General features: G+C 34.0%; 18 protein-coding genes. 11 read left to right on the top strand and 7 right to left on the bottom strand.

The window, feature by feature from the left end:
• Positions 1–61: 61 nt before the first annotated feature.
• The 7 genes from OA85_RS04160 to OA85_RS04130 all read left to right on the top strand — a co-directional run bounded on the left by OA85_RS04160 (position 62) and on the right by OA85_RS04130 (position 11339).
• Positions 62–868, top strand: coding sequence for a glycogen/starch synthase (locus OA85_RS04160; protein WP_039108227.1), 807 nt, complete (start codon positions 62–64; stop codon positions 866–868).
• Positions 869–889: 21 nt separating this feature from the next.
• Positions 890–2572, top strand: a complete 1683-nt coding sequence (locus OA85_RS04155) for a DUF4270 domain-containing protein (RefSeq protein ID WP_039108226.1) — start codon at positions 890–892, stop codon at positions 2570–2572.
• An 8-nt stretch (positions 2573–2580) separates the two neighbouring features.
• Entirely contained in the window at positions 2581–4428 is a 1848-nt protein-coding gene (gene glmS / locus OA85_RS04150; protein WP_039108225.1) for a glutamine--fructose-6-phosphate transaminase (isomerizing), read from the top strand.
• Positions 4429–4788: 360 nt separating this feature from the next.
• Positions 4789–7623 (top strand): TonB-dependent receptor domain-containing protein, encoded by a 2835-nt coding sequence (locus tag OA85_RS04145; RefSeq protein WP_039108223.1) that lies wholly within the window; start codon positions 4789–4791, stop codon positions 7621–7623.
• A gap of 31 nt (positions 7624–7654) precedes the next feature.
• Positions 7655–9217 carry a lipase gene (locus tag OA85_RS04140; RefSeq protein WP_039108222.1) on the top strand — a complete coding sequence of 521 codons (1563 nt, stop codon included), beginning with the start codon at positions 7655–7657 and terminating at the stop codon, positions 9215–9217.
• Between the two features lie 259 nt (positions 9218–9476).
• Positions 9477–10988, top strand: coding sequence for a F0F1 ATP synthase subunit beta (gene atpD, locus OA85_RS04135; RefSeq protein ID WP_035668832.1), 1512 nt, complete (start codon positions 9477–9479; stop codon positions 10986–10988).
• A gap of 69 nt (positions 10989–11057) precedes the next feature.
• Positions 11058–11339, top strand: coding sequence for a F0F1 ATP synthase subunit epsilon (locus tag OA85_RS04130; protein WP_039108220.1), 282 nt, complete (start codon positions 11058–11060; stop codon positions 11337–11339).
• 51 nt (positions 11340–11390) lie between these two features.
• Here the strand turns inward: OA85_RS04130 and OA85_RS04125 are convergent, their stop codons facing one another.
• The 6 genes from OA85_RS04125 to OA85_RS04100 form a co-directional block, all read right to left on the bottom strand.
• A complete protein-coding gene (locus OA85_RS04125) occupies positions 11391–11933 on the bottom strand; it encodes a GNAT family N-acetyltransferase (RefSeq protein ID WP_039108219.1) in 543 nt (180 codons plus the stop codon).
• 91 nt (positions 11934–12024) lie between these two features.
• Complete coding sequence (locus tag OA85_RS04120) at positions 12025–12447, bottom strand: DoxX family membrane protein (RefSeq protein WP_231557075.1); 423 nt, start codon at positions 12445–12447, stop codon at positions 12025–12027.
• Positions 12448–12671: 224 nt separating this feature from the next.
• Positions 12672–14228 (bottom strand): vanadium-dependent haloperoxidase, encoded by a 1557-nt coding sequence (locus tag OA85_RS04115; RefSeq protein WP_039108218.1) that lies wholly within the window; start codon positions 14226–14228, stop codon positions 12672–12674.
• A 9-nt stretch (positions 14229–14237) separates the two neighbouring features.
• Positions 14238–15140, bottom strand: coding sequence for a transporter (locus OA85_RS04110; RefSeq protein ID WP_039108217.1), 903 nt, complete (start codon positions 15138–15140; stop codon positions 14238–14240).
• 108 nt (positions 15141–15248) lie between these two features.
• Positions 15249–16454, bottom strand: coding sequence for a hypothetical protein (locus tag OA85_RS04105; protein WP_156129409.1), 1206 nt, complete (start codon positions 16452–16454; stop codon positions 15249–15251).
• 476 nt (positions 16455–16930) lie between these two features.
• Positions 16931–17470 (bottom strand): hypothetical protein, encoded by a 540-nt coding sequence (locus tag OA85_RS04100; RefSeq protein WP_156129408.1) that lies wholly within the window; start codon positions 17468–17470, stop codon positions 16931–16933.
• 296 nt (positions 17471–17766) lie between these two features.
• Between OA85_RS04100 and OA85_RS04095 the strand changes: the two genes are divergently transcribed.
• The 4 genes from OA85_RS04095 to OA85_RS04080 all read left to right on the top strand — a co-directional run bounded on the left by OA85_RS04095 (position 17767) and on the right by OA85_RS04080 (position 22114).
• Positions 17767–18906: an 8-amino-7-oxononanoate synthase gene (locus OA85_RS04095; protein WP_039108215.1), complete on the top strand. Its 1140-nt coding sequence runs from the start codon at positions 17767–17769 to the stop codon at positions 18904–18906.
• Positions 18907–18915: 9 nt separating this feature from the next.
• Positions 18916–19533, top strand: a complete 618-nt coding sequence (bioD, locus tag OA85_RS04090) for a dethiobiotin synthase (RefSeq protein WP_039108213.1) — start codon at positions 18916–18918, stop codon at positions 19531–19533.
• 55 nt (positions 19534–19588) lie between these two features.
• Positions 19589–20860, top strand: a complete 1272-nt coding sequence (gene bioA / locus OA85_RS04085; protein WP_039108212.1) for an adenosylmethionine--8-amino-7-oxononanoate transaminase — start codon at positions 19589–19591, stop codon at positions 20858–20860.
• Positions 20861–20959: 99 nt separating this feature from the next.
• Entirely contained in the window at positions 20960–22114 is a 1155-nt protein-coding gene (locus OA85_RS04080; RefSeq protein WP_039108211.1) for a beta-ketoacyl synthase N-terminal-like domain-containing protein, read from the top strand.
• Positions 22115–22139: 25 nt separating this feature from the next.
• On the opposite strand, the gene OA85_RS04075 is transcribed toward OA85_RS04080, so the two are convergent.
• Positions 22140–22616: a regulatory protein RecX gene (locus OA85_RS04075; protein WP_039108210.1), complete on the bottom strand. Its 477-nt coding sequence runs from the start codon at positions 22614–22616 to the stop codon at positions 22140–22142.
• Between the last annotated feature and the right edge of the window lie 442 nt (positions 22617–23058).

The following is a 23058-nucleotide window of genomic DNA, read 5'->3' as shown; positions in this document are numbered from 1 at the left end:
CTGCATAAAATTTTGTAATTTTGCGTGGTTTTTATTACCAATAAACTAAGTAAATTACAATATGAAAGATAAGAGGATATTATATGTATCATCTGAAGTGGTGCCTTATCTCGCTGAAAATGAGGTTTCTTTAATGTCTTATGACGTGCCGAAAATGATTAATGATCAGGGAGGACAAATAAGAATTTTCATGCCTAGATATGGAAATATAAATGAGAGAAGACACCAATTACACGAAGTAATTAGACTTTCGGGGATGAATTTGGTAGTAAATGATTTAGATATGCCATTGATTATAAAAGTAGCTTCAATTCCTAAAGAGAGGATACAAGTTTACTTTATTGATAATGATGAATATTTCAAAAGGAAAGCCACATTTGCAGATGAAGAAGGGGTTATGTACCCAGATAATGATGAGCGCGCTATTTTCTTTGCAAAAGGAGTGGTAGAAACCGTGAAAAAATTAAATTGGGTTCCTGATATTATTCATGTTCATGGATGGATGGCGGCAATGTTGCCTATTTACATGAAACATTTTTATAAAAATGAAGCTTTATTTTCAGAAACAAAGATTGTAACCTCAGTTTACAGTCAGTCTTTTGAAGGGACTTTAGACGTAGAGATGATAAATAAGGTTAAATTTGATGGTATTCCTGATGAAGCAATAGCTGATTTGTCGGTTCCAGATTATGAAAACATTATAAAAGCAACTGTAATGCATTCTGATGCAGTAATTATTGCTTCAGAAAACCTGTCTTCAAGTTTAACAAAATTTATAGAATCTTCGGGTAAACCTTTTTTACCTTTCGTCCCGAAAGATAAATTCGCGGAAGCGTATACTAATTTCTATAAAAACGAGGTTCTTTAAATTAAACTTTTATTATTTAATATGTACAATATTTCTTTTTTCAAGAAAATACTGGTTTTATCAAGTATCATTCTTTTGTATTCCTGTGATAAAGATTATAATGCGATTGGTGGAGATTTAATTGGGGATAACCATTTTGATCTTAGCACATATACATCAAATGTGTTGGCTTATAACCAAAAAATTGGACCTATTCAATCTGATAATCTTGCTATTAATCCATTAGGAATATATAAAAATCCTAATTTTGGAGAAACGACTGCCAATTTTAACACACAATTGACTTTAGCTTCCACTGTAACTGCCACAGGTATTAGTGCAAAGCCTTTTATTACGAGTGTAGTTTTGACGATTCCTTATTATTATAATGCTTCGAAAACAGTTACAAATACTGACGGTAGTCATGTTTATACATTAGACTCGATTTATGGTGTTGATAAAGCACCAATGAAATTAAGCGTTTACGAATCTGGATATTATATGAGAGATACGGATCCTACAGGTGGATTTCAACTAGCTCAAAAATATTATACCAACCAAAATACTGATTTCGAAAATGCTAAAGTTTCCAGTCGTTTGAATGATGATAGTGATTTAGCTCAGAACGATGATTTTTTCTTTGATCCGGCTGAACATGTTGTTAAAACAACGGATTCTATTACTAAAGTAGAGACTGTAACACGAACTCCTCCGGGAATGCAGTTGAATTTGAATAAAGGTTATTTTAAAACAAAGATTATTGACGGTGCTATTGCTGGTAAGTTGGCCTCAAATGATGTTTTCAAAGAGTATTTTAGAGGGCTTTATTTTAAAATGGAGAAATCAGGAAGTAGCGAAGGAAATGTAGCGATGTTAAATTTCAAAGCTGGAAAAATTACCATTAATTATAATGAAGATTTATCTACTACAGCAACAAGTGGTGTTGTGACAGTGACAAGAGTTAAAAAAAGTATCGTTCTTAACATGACCGGAAATTCTGTAAGTTTATTGAATAATAGCTTTGGAGCTGCGGGTGTTACCTATAATGCGTTGCCAAATACTGGAAATACAACTGCTGGAGATGGGAAATTATATTTAAAAGGTGGTGAAGGTTCTATGGCTATCATTGATCTGTTTGATAAAAAAGATTTGAAAGGATATGATGTTAACGGGAATCTAACTGGGCCTAATGGAGTTTCAGATGAATTAGATGATTTAAGATATCCGGCTGATGGTAAAAAGTGGTTAGTCAATGAAGCGAATCTTGTTTTCCATATTGATGCAAGTACAATGGCTAATAACTATGAGCCAAGAAGGATTTATTTGTACGATTTTACAAATCATAGGCCTGTTGTTGATTATTACAATGACGCTACAACAAGTGCTGATGCTAAAAAATCAAAATTAGTATTTGATGGTAATATAAATACAGATGCTACTTCTAAAAGAGGATTGACCTATAAAATCAGGATTACAAATCAGATTCGTAATCTTATTAAAAATGTCGATTCAACTAATGTTAAATTAGGATTAGTGGTTACTGAAGATATAAATACTGTTGCTTCGTATAAATTGAGAACACCAAATACAGTTATTACTCAAGCTCCAAAAGCCAGTGTAATGAATCCATTAGGGACCATTTTATTTGGAAACAACATTCCTTTCGGTGATCCTAATTATGACAAAAGATTAAAACTTGAAATTTTTTATACAAAACCTAATTAAGTAAAGCTATGTGTGGAATTGTTGGATATATCGGTTATAGAGAAGCTTACCCTATTGTTATAAAAGGGTTGAAACGATTAGAATATAGAGGGTATGATAGTGCCGGTGTCATGTTATATGATGGCGAGAACTTGAAAATTTCTAAAACTAAAGGTAAAGTTGTAGATTTAGAAGAAAGAGCTGTAAAAGAAATTTCTATTAATGGAACTATAGGAATGGGACATACGCGTTGGGCTACACATGGTGTTCCAAACGATGTAAATTCGCATCCACATCTTTCTAATTCAGGTGATTTGGCTATAATTCACAATGGAATTATTGAAAATTATGCTCCATTGAAAAAGGAGTTGATAAAAAGAGGATATGTTTTTCATTCTGATACAGATACTGAAGTTCTTGTAAATCTTATCGAAGAAGTTCAGAAAAAAGAAAAATTAAAAATTGGTAAAGCAGTTCAGGTTGCTTTAAACCAAGTGGTTGGTGCTTATGCAATTGCCGTTTTTGATAAAAAAAATCCAAATGAAATTGTTGCGGCACGTTTAGGAAGTCCGTTAGCAATTGGTGTAGGTGAAGGGGAGTATTTTATTGCTTCTGATGCTTCTCCATTTATTGAATATACTTCAAACGCCATTTATTTAGAAGATGGTGAGATGGCAAACATCAGGTTGCATAAACCAATGAAAGTAAGAAAAATTAAAGATGATTCTTTAGTTGATCCTTATATTCAAGAACTTCAAATGAATTTGGAGCAAATAGAGAAAGGAGGTTACGATCACTTTATGTTGAAAGAGATTTACGAACAACCTAGCGTAATTAAAGATACGTATCGTGGTAGACTTCATGCAAATGAAGGAATTATTCAAATGTCTGGTGTTGAGGATAATTTAGAAAAATTTCTAAATGCTGACCGAATAATAATTGTGGCTTGCGGTACTTCTTGGCATGCCGGTTTAGTAGCGGAATATATATTTGAAGAGTTTGCTCGTATTCCGGTTGAAGTGGAATATGCTTCTGAATTTAGATATAGAAATCCAATAATAAGCAGTAAAGATGTTGTTATTGCAATTTCTCAATCAGGAGAAACTGCTGATACTATGGCAGCGATAAAATTGGCTAAAGAAAATGGAGCTTTTGTATTTGGGGTTTGTAATGTCGTAGGTTCTTCTATTTCAAGAGAAACTCATGCAGGAGCCTATACTCATGCAGGGCCTGAAATAGGTGTTGCTTCTACAAAAGCATTTACTACTCAAATTACAGTATTGACAATGATGGCGTTGCGTTTGGCTAAAGCCAAAGGAACAATGTCTAATACAGATTTCCATAGGTATTTGCAAGAATTAGAAATCATACCTGAAAAAGTAAAAGAGGCTTTAGAAACAAATGAAAGAGCAAAAGAAATTGCTGCTACATTTAAAGATGCTCCTAACTGTTTGTATTTAGGAAGAGGATATAATTTCCCGGTAGCTCTTGAAGGCGCTTTGAAACTTAAGGAGATATCATACATCCATGCGGAAGGGTATCCGGCTGCTGAAATGAAACATGGTCCAATAGCGCTTATTGATGAGCATATGCCAGTTGTTGTTATTGCGCCTAAGCAAGGTCATTACGATAAGATTGTCAGTAATATCCAGGAAATTAAATCCAGAAGCGGAAAAATTATTGCGGTAGTAACCAAAGGTGATACCCAAGTTCGTGAATTGGCAGATTATGTAATCGAAATTCCAGAAACTTCAGATGCTTTGTCACCGTTAATAACAACAATTCCTTTACAGCTTTTGTCATATCATATTGCTGTGATGAGAGATTGTAATGTTGATCAACCCCGTAATTTAGCAAAATCAGTTACTGTAGAATAATAAGATATTATTTGCTTTAAGATATAACCTCGAAAGATTTTTCTTTCGAGGTTTTTTTATGCTTGTTTTTTTGCCAAGAAGAAAAAATATCTTGAAAAACGATTTTTTTTCTTCTTGAAATCATTTTTATTAAATAGCTAAAAATTAATAAAATTATTAAGATTAATGCATTTATTATATGCGTGCATAGTGTTATTTTGATATTTTTACTTAATTTTTAACAAAAAATAAAAAACAAAAAATAAAGAATAAGCATAAATGGGTTAAAATCACTGATAATTATGAAATTTTAAAGGCTGTTTTTTATTAATATCAAAAATATTTGTATTTTGGCTTCATAAACCAACAAATTATAACCCAATGAGAGTGTATTTACTTTTTTTGTCATTGTTTTTTTGTAGCCTAACTTTTGCTCAAAACACAATTTCAGGTATTGTTACAGACAGTAACAATCAACCTATTCCTGGAGCCAACATCAAAATTGTTGGAGAAACCGCTGGTAGCATTACCGACATTGATGGAAAATTTACTTTAAATTCATCAAAAAAACCACCCTATGTGCTTACTGTTACAAGTGTAGGTTATGGTTCTCAAAGAGTAAATGTTTCTTCAAATAATCAAAAAGTGACGGTTAAACTTGCCGATGAAGAAACAAAATTGAATGAGATTGTCGTTTCTGCTTCTAGAACCCCAGAAAGAGTATTAGAATCTCCGGTTACAATTGAAAGAATGAGTATTGCGGATATTAAAAAAACAGCATCTCCAACTTTTTATGATGGTTTAGAAAATTTGAAAGAAGTTCAGATGAATACTAGTAGTTTGTCTTTTAAGTCAATAAATACTCGTGGTTTTGCCACTGTAGCGAATACCCGTTTTATGCAATTGGTTGACGGAATGGATAATTCTTCACCGTTGTTGAATTTTGTATTAGGGAATTTGATTGGTGTTTCAGAAATAGACGTTCAAAATGTTGAGTTATTGCCAGGTGCATCGTCTGCTTTATATGGGGCAAATGCTTTTAATGGTATTTTGTTTATGAACAGTAAAAGTCCATTTACAAGTCAGGGAATTACAGCTTACGCAAAATATGGACAAACCAGTCAAGAGGCTGCAGGGTCAAATGATTTTATTGATTATGGAGTGAGAATGGCACATGCGTTTAGTTCAAAATTAGCAGGTAAAGTTAACTTTACTTATATGAGAGGTACAGATTGGCATGCGACAAATTATGATGACAAGACTCATCCTGGTATAGACAGAAGTAATGTAAATTACGATGGTATAAATGTATATGGGGATGAAGTTACTACAAATTTAAAAGGAGTTGGACAATCATTAGCTACTTTAGGATTAATACCTCAAGGAGCCGTAAACTTACTTCCTAATTATAATGTAAGTAGAACTGGGTATAACGAGGTTAATTTAACAGATAACAAAGCAAGTAATACTAAAATTGATTTCTCTCTTCATTACAGACCTTTTGGAAATGAGAATTTAGAAATTATTTGGCAAAGTAAATTTGGTTTTGGAAATGCAGTATATCAAGGGGCTAATAGGTATTATTTAAATAACTTTTTTATGCAACAACATAAATTAGAATTTAAAGGGAAGAACTTTTTTGTAAGAGGGTATACTACTACTGAAGATGGTGGAGATTCTTATGATATGCTTTTTACAGGGATTAATGTAAATAGAAAATGGAAGGATGATAAAACATGGTTTGGACAGTACGCAGGTGCTTACATTCAGTCTACATTAGCAGGTATGACTCCTGAAAATGCGCATATAGCGGCTAGAGCTACTGCTGATACAGGTAGATTTTTGCCAGGTTCACCAGAGTTTAAAAATGCTTTCAATCAAGTAATTGCTGATCCAAGTGTGCTTTCGGGTTCAAAATTGGTTGATAATTCTAAAATATACCATTCGGATGCAAATTATAATTTTAAGGATGTTATAAAATTTGCCGAAATTCAAGTGGGTGGATCTTTTAGATTATATGAATTAAACTCTCATGGTAGAATTTATACAGATGCAAACGGACCTATTAATTACAATGAATACGGTGCTTATACACAGTTAACAAAAAGATTTGTAGAGGATAGATTGAAATTTACAGGATCTCTTCGTTATGATAAATCAAAAAATTTCGATGGTAGTTTTTCACCTAGAGTATCTCTAGTATATTCTGCTGGAGAAAGTAAGAAACACAACTTTAGAGCTTCTTTTCAAACCGGTTTTAGAAATCCATCAACACAAGATCAATACATTGGTTTCAATGTGGGAAGTGCGATATTGCTTGGTTCAGCTCCTGATAACTTAACAAGATATAGTGAAACTTTACCGGTTTCGACTGCAGTAGGTCAAGCTTTTGCTGGTGGATCAACTGTTGTTATGACGGGATTGAATGCTTATAATAACTCCTATACAGCATCTTCGGTAGGTGCGTTCAGCGCCTTGGCAGCGAGTAATCCTGTTGCTGGGTCAGCTTTGTTGAGAAAAACAAATGTAAATTATGTAAAACCAGAGCAGGTTAAAGCATTTGAGTTAGGATATCGTTCATTCATAAAAGACGTATCAATTGATATTAATGGATATTATAATATTTACAATGACTTTATTGGAAATTTAAATGTTGTAGCTCCTTTTTATGGTACAGCACAAGACTCTCCAAATCCTTTAGGAGGACCAACAGATTCTGGAGCACAGTCATTACATGCGCTTCAAAATGGTAATTACAGAGCGTATCAATTGTATACGAATACTAATATAGAAATCAAATCCCTTGGTTTTGGTATTGGGCTTTCTAAAAAAGTATATAGAAATTTCGAAGTTGGGGTGAACTATAATTATGCTGAATTTAATTTCGATCAAGAGAAAGATCCAAGTTTTGAAGCTGGTTTTAATACACCAAAACATAGAGTAAAAGCATCATTTGGAAATGAAAAGTTATTTGATAATTTTGGATTTAACGTTAGCGGAAGATGGAATAGTGAGTATTTATGGCAATCTACAATGGTGGATGGTATGATCGCTTCAGCTACAGTAATCGATGCTCAAGTAAATTATAACATGCCAAAACTAAAATCAACTCTTAAGTTAGGAGCTTCAAACATTGGTGGAAAAGAATATACTCAAGTATTAGGTGCGGGATTAATTGGACAGCAGTTTTTTGCTTCTTGGACAATCAACCCATAATTAAGGCTTTAATTTAAAAAAAAATACAACCATGATAAAAAATTTCAAATGGCTACTATTGGTTTCTTTAAGCTTTGTAGCATGTAATAATGATGATAATACAACTGTTGTTGAAGAGCCAGTGAGTTCAGGGACGGCTAGTTTTACAAAATATGTAGCATTAGGAGATTCTTTTGCTGCAGGATATAGTGACGGTGCGCTTTTCAAAAAAGGGCAAGAAGGTTCTTATGTGAATATAGTGTCTCAGCAATTTGCTACTGCTGGAGGAGGAGACTTCAAAACGCCTTTTACATCAGATAATTTTGGTGGATTGTTGTTGGGAGGAAATGTAATTGCTGGAGTTCGTTTATATTTTAACGGTACGGGACCTGTGCCGGTTAGTGGAACACCTACGACTGAAGTGAGTACTAAGATTACTGGACCATTTAATAATTTAGGAGTTCCAGGGGCAAAAAGTTATCATTTAGTAGCGCCAGGATATGGAAATGTTGCTGGAGTTCCGACGGGTAAAGCAAATCCTTATTTTGCAAGATTTGCAACTTCGTCCGGGACGACCGTTTTGGCAGATGCTTTAGTTCAAACACCTACTTTCTTTTCATTGTGGATTGGGGGTAATGATGTTTTAGGTTATGCAACTTCTGGTGGAATTGGTGTAAACCAAACAGGAAATTTAAATCCAGCTACTTATGGTGGAAATGATATAACCGATCCTAATGTTTTTGCAAGTGTTTATTCAAGTTTGGTTACTAATTTAACGGCAAATGGAGCAAAAGGAGTGGTTGCAAATCTTCCTTATGTAAGTACGCTTCCTTATTTCACGACTGTCCCTTACAATCCATTGACGGCTAAAGTTCTTGGAGGAGGCGATGTAGCTGTTGGTCAAGCTACTATAACGGCTTTAAATGCTCAGTTGTACGGACCGTTAAAACAAGCTTTAACAGCATTTGGAGCAGGAGAGAGGATTAACCTTCTTTCTACAACGGCGGCTAATCCAATGTTGATTAAAGATGAGTCTTTAACAAATTTGTCTGCTCAATTAACCGCGGCTTTTACTCCTAGTTTGGGGTTAGCTACTGCGACTTTTTATGGAAATGTTTTTGGACAAGCTAGACAAGCTACTGCTACAGATTTAGTACTTTTGCCTACTCAATCTGCAATAGGTGCAGCTCCTACAGCTCTTGATTCCGGTATAGGGATGGCACCACCATCGCCATTAAATAAATTTGGAATTACATATCCGCTTCAAGACAAGCATGTATTGATACCAACTGAAATTGCGGATGTTAAAGTTGCTACTGATGCTTATAATGTTACCATAAAAGCAATTGCTGATGCTAAAGGATTGGCTTTTGTTGACACGAAAGTGATTATGACTCAATTGTCAAGTGGAGGAATTGTCAGTAATAGTTTTACACTTACTTCTACTTATGTAACTGGTGGGGCGTTTTCTCTTGATGGTGTTCATCCAGGACCAAGAGGTTATGCATTAATTGCAAATGCATTTACGGCGGCCATTAATGCTAAATATTCTTCAACATTAAAACCTGTTGATTTGAGTCATTATCCAATATTATATCCGGCCATAATTCCATAATCGTGATTTTGGTCAAGCCAAAAAAACCACCCGTTTTATGACGTGGTGGTTTTTTGTTTTCATCTAAATAATAGGTTTTTGTGTGTTTTAAAACGACATTAAAAACAAAGCGATAAAATTATGCTGTTTTTTATAAAAAAAAATATTGATTTTATATTTTAAAAAATTATCTTTGCACACTGAAAAAAGTGTCTAATCGATAAGTTTCGGTTGGTATTATTTCATAAACCTAAATAGCTATTTAATAAATACATAAGTAATGTCTAAAGTAATAGGAAAAGTTGCCCAAATCATTGGCCCAGTAGTTGACGTTGTTTTCAACGGTAAGGATGTTGAACTTCCAAAAATTTATGATTCGTTAGAAATCACAAAAAAAGATGGTACATTATTAGTACTTGAAGTACAATCTCACATTGGTGAAAACACAGTTCGTACCATTTCGATGGACTCAACAGATGGTTTGAGTAGAGGTTATGAAGTAGTTGGAACAGGAAACCCTATCCAAATGCCAATCGGTGCCGATGTTTACGGTCGTTTGTTTAACGTAATTGGAGATGCCATTGATGGTTTAGGAAACTTGCCAAAAACAGGTGAAAACGGAATGTCTATTCACAGACAAGCACCAAAATTCGAAGATTTATCTACTTCTTCTGAAGTTTTATTCACAGGTATTAAAGTAATTGATTTAATTGAGCCTTACTCAAAAGGGGGTAAAATTGGATTGTTCGGTGGTGCTGGTGTTGGTAAAACAGTATTGATTCAGGAGTTGATTAACAATATCGCAAAAGGTCACGGTGGACTTTCAGTATTCGCAGGAGTAGGAGAAAGAACACGTGAAGGAAATGACTTACTTCGTGAGATGTTAGAGTCAGGAATTATAAAATACGGGGATGAATTCATGCACTCTATGGAAAATGGAGGATGGGATTTATCTAAAGTTGATATGCCAGGAATGAGAGAGTCTAAAGCTACTTTCGTTTTCGGACAAATGAATGAGCCTCCTGGAGCTCGTGCTCGTGTAGCACTTTCAGGATTATCTATCGCTGAATATTTCCGTGATGGAGCAGGTACTGATCAAGGAAAAGACGTATTGTTCTTCGTTGACAATATCTTCCGTTTTACACAAGCTGGTTCTGAGGTATCGGCACTTTTAGGTCGTATGCCATCTGCGGTAGGTTACCAACCAACATTGGCAACTGAAATGGGTGCGATGCAAGAGCGTATTACATCAACAAACAAAGGTTCTATTACATCTGTACAAGCGGTTTACGTTCCTGCGGATGATTTAACTGACCCTGCTCCGGCTACAACTTTTGCTCACCTTGATGCTACTACTGTATTGTCTCGTAAAATTGCTGAGTTAGGGATTTATCCTGCAGTGGATCCATTGGATTCAACTTCAAGAATCCTTACACCACAAATTTTAGGTGATGAGCATTATGACTGTGCTCAAAGAGTAAAAGAAATTTTACAAAAATACAAACAATTACAAGATATCATCGCGATCCTTGGTATGGAAGAATTATCAGAAGATGATAAATTAGCCGTTTCAAGAGCGCGTCGTGTTCAACGTTTCTTATCTCAACCTTTCCACGTTGCTGAGCAATTTACAGGATTAAAAGGAGTTTTAGTTGATATTAAAGATACTATCAAAGGATTTAATATGATTATTGATGGTGAATTAGATCACTTGCCAGAATCAGCTTTTAACCTTAAAGGTACCATTGAAGAAGCTATCGAAGCTGGAGAAAAAATGTTGGCTGAAGCATAAATTAGGATTCAGTATTCAGTCGCAGTATTCAGTACTGTGACTGTAAACTGAGACTGTAAACTAAAAACTATGATTTTAGAAATAGTATCACCAGAAGCAAAATTATTTTCAGCAGAAGTGACTTCGGTTACATTGCCAGGAGTTGATGGAAGCTTTCAAATTTTGAATAACCACGCACCAATCGTTTCTATTTTAGGAAAAGGTGTTGTGAAAATTACAGCTTCTAATTTTGCTTTCGCAAAAGAAGTAGCCAGTAAATTCACAAAGCTAGATGATCAAAATTATACGCTAGCAATCACTTCAGGAACAATTGAAATGAAAGATAATAAAGTTATTATTTTAGCGGACTAAAGTAATTTCGATTATAAAAAATTAAAGCCTAACTTAATCGTTAGGCTTTTTTTATGTCCAATCCCAAGCAATTATATTCCAAACTGTATCCTCTTCTTCATAATTATCGATTGTTTTGAAACCAATGGCTTCGTGTGCTTGCATTGAGCGAAGGTTTATAGTGGCAACTTCGGAGATTAAATAATCAAATTCATGTTGCAGCTCCTTTCTGTAAAAATGATAAAGACCTCGAAATATTCCTTGTTTTCTATAGTTTTTATCTACGCAAATTTGACCCATTACAACGAATGTTTTATCCTTGGGCACTAATCCATCAATTCTTTCAAACATGGGTATAAGAACCTCAATTTCGTTTCTAAAGCTGGATAGCATTACCAATGCAAAACCTACTACGATATCATTGTCTTTTGCAATGATATGTGCACAGGCTGAATTCATTTGTTCTAATAAGGCAATGGTGTGTTGTACGGTAACAAATCCTTCTTGAAGTTTTTCTTCAGAAGTTATGTTTTGAGAACTATTTTGTAATTGTAGTGTTCTAATTTGTTCTAGTTCGTCTAGACTTGACGCTCTTTTATAAATTATAGGTTTCATCCAATTCTATTGATTAACACGTTTATTAATTACGATTTGTTTTAGCTGTAATTATAAAATTAGGAAATCTTAGATTATGCTTAGCAAATTTTTATTTTATAATTAGTTTCGAATTCATTTCAGTATAATACTTTTCATTGTATTTTGCTGCAATTACAAGAGCTCCTGAAATTAAAATAAGATTTTTAATTATGTATTGACCAACTAAAGTAGGGCAGTAGGGGAAAGCGTCAAAACAGACTGTTTTTAGTATAAAAATTGGAAAAAATGTAACGGCCATATGCATCAATAACAATATAATTGTATAAGGAATGAATCGTTTTATGAGCAAACCAAGTCCTATAATTACTTCGCAAACACCTAGAATTGGAATAAATATTTCTGGTTTAAACCAATAAACTGTTTGTTCTACTAAATCACCAGCAGGACTCATTCCAAAAATTTTCAATGCACCAAACCAGACATAGACAATGGCTAGAGATATTCGCATCATATTGACACTGTGTTTTTCCATTTTTTTGCTAAATCTAAAATAAAGGATGTTGAATGTTGGTTTCATAATGAAATTATTAGTTGTATGCATTTCCTGTTTTTCGAAAATCAGAAAAGATTGTTGTTGTATTTTGAATAGTTAAAGAATAAAAGCCTAACAGATTTCCAACGTCTGTTAGGCTTTGGTTGATAAAATGAAATATTAAAACAAACCATTAAAACAAAGTATCAACTTATTTATTTAAATTATTCAGCACCGTCTGTAGCGGCTCTTGCAATGGCAAAGCCACCTACTTTTTCACCTAATTCAAGTCCTTTTTCACAATCACTTCTGTAGTGAATACAGCCAAACATTCTAGAATCAGATGCTTCTTTTGCCATATTTATAAAAATTTGTGATTTTGCAGGAATAAAATGCGATAAAACAACACAAGCAGCACCACTAAAAGTAGAATGACCCGATACATAGGAAGGGAAATTAGGAACTCCAGTTATTGTTTTTATAGAAGGATCCATTTGTGATGGTCTTGGATTAAAATAAGTATACTTAGCATCCCAACAGCTAATGGCGGCATCCATCATGGCAATATTCAGTAATGCCATATTTCTTGCCCATCGCACTTCGCTATAATTTTGTTCTACAAATGACGCTGATGCAATAGCATTCCAGTGCCCAGGTGGTGTATAAGTTCCTACACCATCAGCCCAAAAAGTAACAATTTCCATGTTTTTTCTTGATGGATTATTGCCATAATTTTTTATTTCAGCTAATTCTTTTGCAAATTGCTCTGATTTTGTGGAAGGCGGTGCCACTGGACGACTCGCTACAACCATTTCAGGAGTCATAAGAAATGATTTTACTTTTCCAAATAAAGGCAACATTGGAGGTCTTGCCGGTAAATCCAAAGACTTCCATGGTGTTTCTCCTGTAGCCGCAGTTTGTGTTTCTAATTGAGCCCAAATTGCTGGGGTTCCAATTGCAGCTCCAGCCCCATCTGTACTGGCACGTGCAATAAATTTTGCAGCAATTTTTCTGCCTAAAATAATACCGGCTTCTACGTCACTTCGAACATTAGCACCGCTAATAATACGATATAGTTTTTGTTCTTCCGCTTTTCCGTCAATGTATGCGATTTCAGTTGGGAACAATAGTTTTAATAATTCAACAGTTACACCAGATAATACACCGTCTTCTGAAGGATAAGAAGGCATAGGACTTTTTGGAATTAAAACTTGTAATGTTGCATCAACAGTAAACGGAGCTGCTCTATTGTATAGTTTTTTATAATACCAAGTGGCAACCATTGCATCATATTGGGCTGCACTTACATAGGCATAAGCTCTTGCTGCATAAGGTGGATTTGAAAATGGAAATTGCGGATTTGCAAAAGGATTCGCCGCTGATGGTGCAGGATAGGTTCCATCTTCATTTTGATAAGGAGGACGGTTGTGTCTTGCCACTAAAGTTCGCATGATTTCATTCCAGCGTAAAACGCCACCAGCGCTCCAATATTTTATTATTCTTTTTTGATCTTCTGATATATTGACTTGGTAGCTTTTTATTTCATTGATTTCTCTTGTGTATGCTGGTGTACTTGTGGCAACAGGTGCATCAAGTGGGAATTCGCTTGGAGTTGTTAATAAAAAAGTTTTCCAAGTTCCGGCTGCATCGTCTGTATTGGTAGGATTTAAAGCTTGAAATTGTTCGTTTTTTTCAGTAATATCATCACTACACGAATAAGTACAGGCAAGAAATAAAGTTATAAGAGTAGTATAGGCTATTTTTTGTATATTATTTTTCATCTTGATTTGCTATTTTTTAAAATTAATCACATAAAACAAACCACCATAAAAGGTGTCTGATTTTCCAACGTTTCTACCTTCTACAACATAGTTATAACCGCCTACAAGAGATAATTCAGGTATTTTTTTAAATGTATATTTTGAATTAACACCATATTTTAGTGCATTCATGGTATTACTTGGAAAAGGCATATTATTTTTTGTAATGTCAAATCCTCCAGATTGGGTTACCCAATTGTCTATAATGAACTCAGCAATTAATCTATTAGAACGATAACCAGCTCTAAAGTTCACTGAAATAGCATCAGGCATATCAACTTCGTTCGTGTAATGGATTTCGTCAGTTAAATAAGCATTTCTGTCAATTGTTATATTCGCTCTTTTTATATAAGCACCAGATAATGTAGCAAAGAAGTTTCCTCTTTGATAATCTCCCATTAATCGCAATGTAGCTGTTTTGCTATGTAAACCAAGGCTTAAGGGTAAATAGTCAGCTGGATAATCGGATAGAGGTGTTGAAAAACTTCCCAATGCATAAATGGAATAGGTTGACTGGCCAACTGTTTTCTCCAGAGGCATGTATTTTAGCGTAAGCGAAAGATCTTGTATTCCTTTTTGACCTTTCATGGTTCCGGCAGAAGCATTTGTTTCTACATACGGCACACTAAAAATAGCATTCAATTTATCTGAGATACCATAATTTCCCATAAGTCCAATTGATTTTGTGGATACCGTGCCAAGATTTAGATTCTCTCTTTTAAGAGATCCTTCCCAATATTCATCCCAGCTACTGTATTGATATATTGCTCCAACACAAAAATTGTTTTTACTCATCATGATACCGTCAATATCTGTTTGAGCATTCATAAAAATAGGCGCTAATAATAAGCAACTTAAGTAAAATTTTTTCATTTTAATAAAATGGTTTAATTATGAAATGGCATTAGTAATCTTTTGTTTGCAATTTTTTCTAAAAGAATAAATGAAGAGAATTAATTCTCTTCATTTATTAATCTAAAATTAATGCTTCATTGACATTGTCATTTTTTTATTTAAATTGAAACGATACGAATAACCAACATTGATAGAGTAATCAGCAAAAGCGGCATCACCTTGAACATGTACATATTTACTTGGATCAGTAATTACTGAATTTTGTAAATCTTGAGAAGCAATATCAGCAGCGCTTTGAATACGGTTTTTTACAACATTGTAAGGGATGTAAAGACTGAAACCATGTTTTCCTATGCGATACGAAAAGCCATATTCAACAGCAATAACATATCCAGGACGACGGTATGCCACTTGGCCACCAAAAGCGTCATAAGCAGGGATGCCCTCAAATCTTCCGGCTAATGATACTGTGAAATTTTCTTTTTTGTCAACAGCAGCCATAAAACCAGCTCGGCCAAAATATTGGTCTGGACTAGCGTAGATTTCATATCCTTCCAATCCAGCTTTTGGTGCTGATTTGAAAGTGCCATTAGATTCTCTTGGATTAAATAAATAATATCCATTTGCAAAACCATAAAGACGCCCAGTTAATTGTCTAAAGGCTTGTAATTCTACTGAAAAACCAACACCTCCATCACCAGGTTGAATAGCTTGGTCCATTACAACACTTTTGGTAGTTCCGTCTGCTTGTGGAGCATCATCTCTTCGATCATGACTACCTGTGTTTAATTTCACACCTAATCCTACCATAAGGTTTCCTTTTTTTGCCGTTTTAGGATCAAAAACCCAATAGTTTACACTTAAACGTGCATCAGCTATACCATCAGCATAAACACTATAACGATAGGTGTTTTTTACCGGAGTAGTTTGTTTTAGTACTTGAGAGCGTTCATTATTTACATAAGGTAATGTCGCATTCAACTGGATACGGTCAGTTAATCCGTAAGATATATTTAAATCGACTGCATGAGAATAGATATTTACTGCATTACCGCGTTCATTCCCATTTGCATCAAATCCACCTCCAGTTAATTGGCGTTGTGGTTGTTCTTCTTTACCGACAAAGTGTCTCCAAGAATGAAAATAGCGATAATTGGTTCCAACCTGGAACTCACCTTCATTTAGATCGTAGGAATTAGAAGAGTTCATGTTTTGTCCTCCCATTTGACGTACGGCTACACAACCTTGAGCTGTCATGTTTTGAGTATTAAAAGCAATTGTAAGGAATAAAATAAAAATAAAAGCGGAATGTAAAAAAGATAAATTTTTCAAGGTTTGGTTTGTTTGAATGGTTAATAGTATAAAATTCACCAACAACAACTTCTTTCGCGATAGAGTAGGTTGGTATTAAAAAAATGTAAGCTGATTAATAGATTTCTTAACTTTGTAAATGAGATTTTTTTGGCTTTCGCCAATTTTTTTGTCTAGTTTAACAAAGAAAATGAATGACTAAAAGATTACTTTGGAACAAATGGTTTTAAGAAATTCTTTTAGGGATTTGCAAATGAATTTAAGTCTAGATAAAGAAAGCAGAAAAACGTAACTGCAAATTAAAAATAGTAAATAGGCCAATATTTTACTCTCAAAAACGAGAAGTTTTTAAAAACACAGTAAAATGGTTTGTGTTTTCTAACTGGTGAATTTTAAATATTTGTAATTAATGTACATTTTAGCTTAAGCAATCATGAATTATAATGCTTTTGCAAATGTTTACCTCTGTGAAAGATTTCACAAGAAATAAAAGAAGATTATGCGATGTCTGGTGGAGAATACGATAAAGAAAAGTATCCAGAATCTAATGCCATGTTTGGCGTAATGATAGGTTCAATCGAATGTATAGCTGTTTTGGGAGAAAAATCAACCGCAACAGTATTATTTGGGATGTAATCTTGTAGAAAAGATTTCATCAGTTTTTTTACAGGAGCATCTTTTGAAGAAGCGCCATTGAATAATTGATTGTCAACAATGTCTTTTAAGTCTTTGCCTATTGCATCTTGATGTGAATTATGAAGATAATAAAGGCTTAGGATGTTATTTTGAATTCTTTTTTTGAAAATATGGTAACTTTTATTGTTAATAACCACATCTTCATTTACGTATTCAAAATCAGTGTCTTCAATGAAAGAATATAAAGTGGCATTCAATTTAATTACGTGCATCTCTGAACTAGGTGCTTTTTCCATACTAGTCACCCATGCTTGCTCTTGTTGATAAGCAAACATCAGATAGTATCCCAGAACATTGTAAAACAATGTTACTAATAAGAAAAGTGATGCAATTCGTTTCATAATGGCCGAAAGTAGAAAACTATTTTATAATGAAATATTTTTGGAGTTAATTTTAAGATAATTTTAACATAATATTAACAAAATATTGAATCGAAACCGTTTTCGTAAATTTTTATCAATTTTATTTCAGCTATTATTTTTCAATTGTTAATTTTTAAAGAATTTAATTTTTATGAATAATATAATGCAATTTGGAAGTCGAAGCAATATCTTAAAAACAGCTTAATTTTAAGAAGTCGTCAAACAAAAATGATACAAAATATATAAACCGAAAAAGTTGCTTATTTTTGTGACCTATGAGAAAATTTCCAGAAAATCTATCTGTTAAACTTGAAGTCCGAAAGCAAAACAATGCCTTGCGACAATTGCCTTTATCAAGTAAAGGGATTGATTTTGCCTCCAATGATTATCTTGGATTGTCTAAATCAGAAACTATTTTTCACAAGACGCACCAGTATCTAATTGAAACTAATGATATTCAAAACGGTGCAACTGGCTCCAGATTATTATCTGGAAATCATAAACTATATCAGGAAACTGAAAACTTCATAGCACAGTTTCATAAATCGGAATCGGCATTAATTTTTAATTCAGGTTATGATGCCAATGTTGGATTTTTTAGTTCGCTTCCGCAAAAAAGGGATTTGATTTTATACGACGAATTGTGTCACGCTTCCATTCGGGATGGAATACAATTATCGAATGCCAAAGCGTATAAATTTAATCATAATGATTTTGAGGATTTGGAACGATTAATTCTTAGAAATCAAAGCGCTGTCATTTATATAGTTACCGAGTCTGTTTTTTCGATGGATGGTGATACGCCAAATCTTGAAGAATTAGTTCAAGTGTCTGAAAAACACAATTGTTATTTAGTTATTGATGAAGCGCATGCTTTGGGAGTTTTTGGCTCAAAAGGCGAAGGATTGGTTCAGTATTTAAACTTGCAAGATCAGGTTTTCGCCCGGATTATGACTTTCGGAAAAGGATTGGGATGTCATGGTGCTGCGATTTTAGGTGCTCCAGAATTGAGGGATTATTTAGTGAATTTTTCCCGAAGCTTTATTTACACCACAGGGCTCTCGCCACATTCGGTTGCCACGATTTTAATGGGGTACCGCTATTTAGACAAAGAAAATAAAAATATAGAACTACTTAGAGAAAACATCATTCATTTCAACCAAGAGAAGAATTTATTAGGATTAAAACAATTGTTTGTTCGAAGCAAATCAGCCATACAATCAGCGATTATTCCGGGAAATGAAAATGTTAAATCCATAGCCCAAAAACTACAAGAAAAAGGGTTTGATGTAAAAGCTATTTTATCTCCTACCGTTCCTGAAGGGCAAGAGCGTTTGCGATTTTGTTTGCACAGCTTTAATTCAAAAGAAGAAATCTCCGAAGTATTACGATTGTTGAGTACTTTTGTCTTTTAAAATAAAAAAATGAAACTATTCATTACAGGCATATCTACCGATGTAGGCAAAACCATTGCATCAGCCATTATAACGGAATCACTAGAAGCCGATTATTGGAAACCAATCCAAGCTGGTGATTTAGAAAATTCGGACAGTCATAAAATTAAATCGTTTTTGTCTAATAAAAAGACGGTAATTCATCCTAATAGTTATGCTTTGAATACGCCGGCAAGTCCGCACTTAGCAGCAGAATTAGATGGGATCATTATTGATTTAAAGAAAATCACAGAACCTAAGACAGCTAATCATTTAGTAATTGAAGGTGCTGGAGGTGTTTTTGTTCCATTAAATGATACGGATTCGGTTATTGATTTGATTCAACCCGATTATAAAGTTATTGTTGTTTCCAGACATTATTTGGGAAGTATCAATCATACTTTGCTCACGATTGAAGCGTTGCAAAATCGAAAAATCAATATTGCTGGAATCCTATTTAATGGTGAAGAAAATAAAGCTACGGAAACAATAATTTTGAATAAAACTGGTATAAAATGCATTGGAAGAATTGAACAAGAACCGTATTTTGACCAAAATGTAATAAAAGAATATGCTGATTTGTTTCGGGATAACTTATTGGAGTTGTAACATCTAATTTAGAAATCTGAAATCAGCAATCGTTAATCAAAAATCAAAAATTCAAATGAATTTAAAAGAAAGAGACAGCCAATATCTTTGGCATCCTTATACACAACATAAAACTGCAGCGTTGCCAATTGCTATTAAAAAAGGAGAAGGCGCTTTGCTCTGGGACGAAAATGATAAAGAATATATTGATGCAATCGCTTCCTGGTGGGTGAATCCTTACGGGCATTCAAATAAATTCATTGCCGATGCGATTTACAAACAACTCACGACATTAGAACACGTACTTTTTGGTGGGTTTACACATGAGCCAGCTATTTTTGTTGCGGAGAAGTTGATGGAGATTTTACCAAAAAATCAGCAAAAAATATTCTTTTCGGATAATGGTTCTACGGCGGTTGAAGTAGCTATAAAGGTCGCTTTACAATATTTTTTCAATAAAGGGGAAAAGAGAACTACAATAATTGCTTTTGAAAATGCTTTTCATGGCGATACCTTTGCAGCAATGGCGGCAAGCGGAATTTCATTTTATACGCAAGCTTTTCAAGGGATGTTTATTGATGTGGTTCGGATTCCGGTTCCCATGAAAGGAAAAGAACAGGAAAGTTACGATGCACTGAATAAAGTAATAAAAGAGAATAGCTGCGCTGGTTTTATTTATGAACCTTTGGTTCAAGGAGCAGCAGGAATGGTGATGTATGAGCCGGAAGCATTAGATGAATTGATGCGTATTTGTCAGGAAAATAAAGTGCTCACCATTGCCGATGAAGTGATGACGGGTTTTGGAAAAACAGGTAAAACTTTTGCAACAGATTATCAGGTTGAAAAGCCAGACATGATGTGTTTGTCAAAAGCGTTGACCGGCGGCACTATTCCTATGGCGATTACGACTTTTACCCAAGACATTTTCGAGGCATTTTATGATGAAGATATTAATAAAGCATTGTTTCACGGACATACTTTTACGGCAAATCCTACGGGTTGTGCGGCGGCTTTGGCAAGTTTTGAATTGTTGAAAACCAATGAAATGCAAGCTAATATTGTCAGAGTAAATCAAAGTCATTTGGACTTTCAGGAACATATAAAAAAACATCCAAAAGTAACCACAACGCGTGTACTCGGAGTCATTTTTGCATTAGAAATAAAAACCGACAGTGCCGCCAGTTATTATGGAACCTTGCGCAACAAACTCTATGATTTCTTTATCGAAAACGGAATAATTCTGCGTCCTGTAGGCAACATAGTTTACATTTTGCCTCCTTATATTATCACCGATGAGCAATTGCAAAAAGTATATCAAGTGGTCGAAAAGGCTTTAGAAATAGCTTAAATTTATAACAATAAAGCGGTGTTTTGAATGTATAAATTTTCAAACCCTCGTGAATTTTGCAAAAAACTTTGCGACCTTTGCGCTTAAATAACAACTATTTTGTCTCAAACAATCTCCATAACTGCCATAGCTTCCATTTCACCTTTAGGGAATACACCAGAAGAGATTTGGAAAAATTACCGGAATGAAAATCATTGTTTTACAAAGCTTGACTTAGATTGTAAAAAGACCTTTGTAGCGGCGTTAGACACTAACTCAGAGCAAGTTATTTCCGAATTACGAGAATCGGATAATAAATACAAATCGTTAGATAAGTCCGTTTTGTATGCAATGGCAGCTTCAAGAAAAGCGATGCGAAATGCAGGTTGGACTCAAAATGATGTTTTTGGAATCAACATTGGTTCTTCTCGCGGTGCAACAGATTTATTCGAAAAGCATTATCGCGACTATTTAGAAACCGGAAAAGCGCATACACTTGCTTCACCTACAACAACTCTGGGAAATATTTCCTCGTGGGTGAGCCATGATTTGCAAAGTTCAGGTCCGGAAATCTCGCATTCCATAACTTGTTCCACCGCTTTGCATGCAGTATTAAATGGAGTGGCTTGGCTACGATCTGGAATGGCTGATAAATTTCTGGTTGGTGGTAGCGAAGCGCCTTTAACAGATTTTACGATTGCGCAAATGCGGGCGTTGAAAATTTATTCGAATAGTGAAGAGACGTATCCCAATCGTGCTCTTGATTTAGAAAAGAAACAAAGCACGATGATTCTTGGGGAAGGTGCCGGAGTTTGTTGTCTCGAAATTGGTGCAACAGAAAATGCACTGGCTTATATAGAAGGAATTGGTTATGCTACGGAAGTTTTGGAACATAATATTTCCATTTCGGCGGAAGCGACTTGTTTCCAGAAATCGATGAAAATGGCTTTACAAAATACGGATTTATCCGAAGTTGATGTGATTGTCATGCACGCACCGGGAACTATAAAAGGTGATTTAACTGAATACAGGGCCATTGAGAAAGTCTTTGGTGAAACACTTCCTTTGTTGACTACCAATAAATGGAAAATTGGACACACTTTTGGCGCTTCAGGAATACTCAGTATGGAATTGGCCATGATGATGATGCAACACAATACCTTCATCGGAGTTCCTTATGCGGAAGCACAATTGCAGACAAAACCGATTAGAAAAGTATTAATTAATGCTGTAGGTTTTGGTGGAAATGCTGTAAGCGTACTTTTGAGTTTGTAATTTAGGATTCCATAGGTGTTTTTTATTACTCTTTTAAATTCTCCAGCTCTTTGACTTTTTCAAAGACTAAATTGCTCTCAAACCCTCTGCGTAACATATAATCACAGAATTTTTTACGTTTTTTTATCAAATTAGTTTCTCGTATGGATTCCCAATTTCTTTCTGCTAAAGTGTGAAAAGTTGTTGCATATTCTTCAGATGAGATTTCTTTCAATGCAATATTGATAAGAGTTTGTGTTATTTTTTTTGACTTTAATTCGTTTATAATCCTAATTTTCCCCCACTGTTTAATTCGGTGCTTTCCTCTTGCAAAACTACAGGCAAAACGTTCTTCATTGAGAAAGTTATCACTGATAAGATGCACCATAATGGTGTCGATTTCTTCTGAATCCATTTTCATAGTTCTCAATTTTTGCATTACTTCTTCGTGACAACGTTCTTGATAGGCACAAAAATGCTCTATCTTATTTATGGCTTCTTTTATGGAAAAAATATCATTCATGGTTATGGGAAGAATCTGTAAATATGCAAAGAATAATAGAGATAAATTAGTGGTAAAAATAACATTTTAATTATTTGTTTTTTGAAATATAAAAAAGGGGATTTGTTTTTTGAACTATTATTTCTTAGAATTAAATAAGTTAATTCATTTTTACTATTACGTTTTCGTATATTTTTTAAATATAATTATAGAGTGAATTAGTCTTTATTTTGTTTAACTTATTTTTTTTAATTTTTTAATTTAATTTATTGATTAGTATATATTTAAATGTTTATTTATTTTTTATGTGTTAAACAAAATGGTATAAAATCGATTAAAATGGTTTTTAGTCGATAAAATTTAATTTGTTTTGATAAGCCATGCGTGCAGAGTATCTTTGTAAGATAAGTAATTAGTATTTAAATACTTAAAACATGTTAAATGTTTTCTCTGCTAAATTATT

It is taken from the genome of Flavobacterium sp. AED (assembly GCF_000812945.1).
Taxonomy (GTDB): Bacteria; Bacteroidota; Bacteroidia; order Flavobacteriales; family Flavobacteriaceae; genus Flavobacterium.
Note: the sequence above shows the minus strand (reverse complement) of the source record. Positions and strands in the feature narration are given on the sequence as shown.

Bases quoted from the DNA above. Each gene is read 5' to 3' on its own strand.
- OA85_RS04160 (WP_039108227.1), top strand. From the start codon at position 62: ATGAAAGATAAGAGGATATTATATGTATCATCTGAAGTGGTGCCTTAT.
- OA85_RS04155 (WP_039108226.1), top strand. From the start codon at position 890: ATGTACAATATTTCTTTTTTCAAGAAAATACTGGTTTTATCAAGTATC.
- glmS (WP_039108225.1), top strand. From the start codon at position 2,581: ATGTGTGGAATTGTTGGATATATCGGTTATAGAGAAGCTTACCCTATT.
- OA85_RS04145 (WP_039108223.1), top strand. From the start codon at position 4,789: ATGAGAGTGTATTTACTTTTTTTGTCATTGTTTTTTTGTAGCCTAACT.
- OA85_RS04140 (WP_039108222.1), top strand. From the start codon at position 7,655: ATGATAAAAAATTTCAAATGGCTACTATTGGTTTCTTTAAGCTTTGTA.
- atpD (WP_035668832.1), top strand. From the start codon at position 9,477: ATGTCTAAAGTAATAGGAAAAGTTGCCCAAATCATTGGCCCAGTAGTT.
- OA85_RS04130 (WP_039108220.1), top strand. From the start codon at position 11,058: ATGATTTTAGAAATAGTATCACCAGAAGCAAAATTATTTTCAGCAGAA.
- OA85_RS04125 (WP_039108219.1), bottom strand. From the start codon at position 11,933: ATGAAACCTATAATTTATAAAAGAGCGTCAAGTCTAGACGAACTAGAA.
- OA85_RS04120 (WP_231557075.1), bottom strand. From the start codon at position 12,447: ATGGAAAAACACAGTGTCAATATGATGCGAATATCTCTAGCCATTGTC.
- OA85_RS04115 (WP_039108218.1), bottom strand. From the start codon at position 14,228: ATGAAAAATAATATACAAAAAATAGCCTATACTACTCTTATAACTTTA.
- OA85_RS04110 (WP_039108217.1), bottom strand. From the start codon at position 15,140: ATGAAAAAATTTTACTTAAGTTGCTTATTATTAGCGCCTATTTTTATG.
- OA85_RS04100 (WP_156129408.1), bottom strand. From the start codon at position 17,470: ATGAAACGAATTGCATCACTTTTCTTATTAGTAACATTGTTTTACAAT.
- OA85_RS04095 (WP_039108215.1), top strand. From the start codon at position 17,767: ATGAGAAAATTTCCAGAAAATCTATCTGTTAAACTTGAAGTCCGAAAG.
- bioD (WP_039108213.1), top strand. From the start codon at position 18,916: ATGAAACTATTCATTACAGGCATATCTACCGATGTAGGCAAAACCATT.
- bioA (WP_039108212.1), top strand. From the start codon at position 19,589: ATGAATTTAAAAGAAAGAGACAGCCAATATCTTTGGCATCCTTATACA.
- OA85_RS04075 (WP_039108210.1), bottom strand. From the start codon at position 22,616: ATGAATGATATTTTTTCCATAAAAGAAGCCATAAATAAGATAGAGCAT.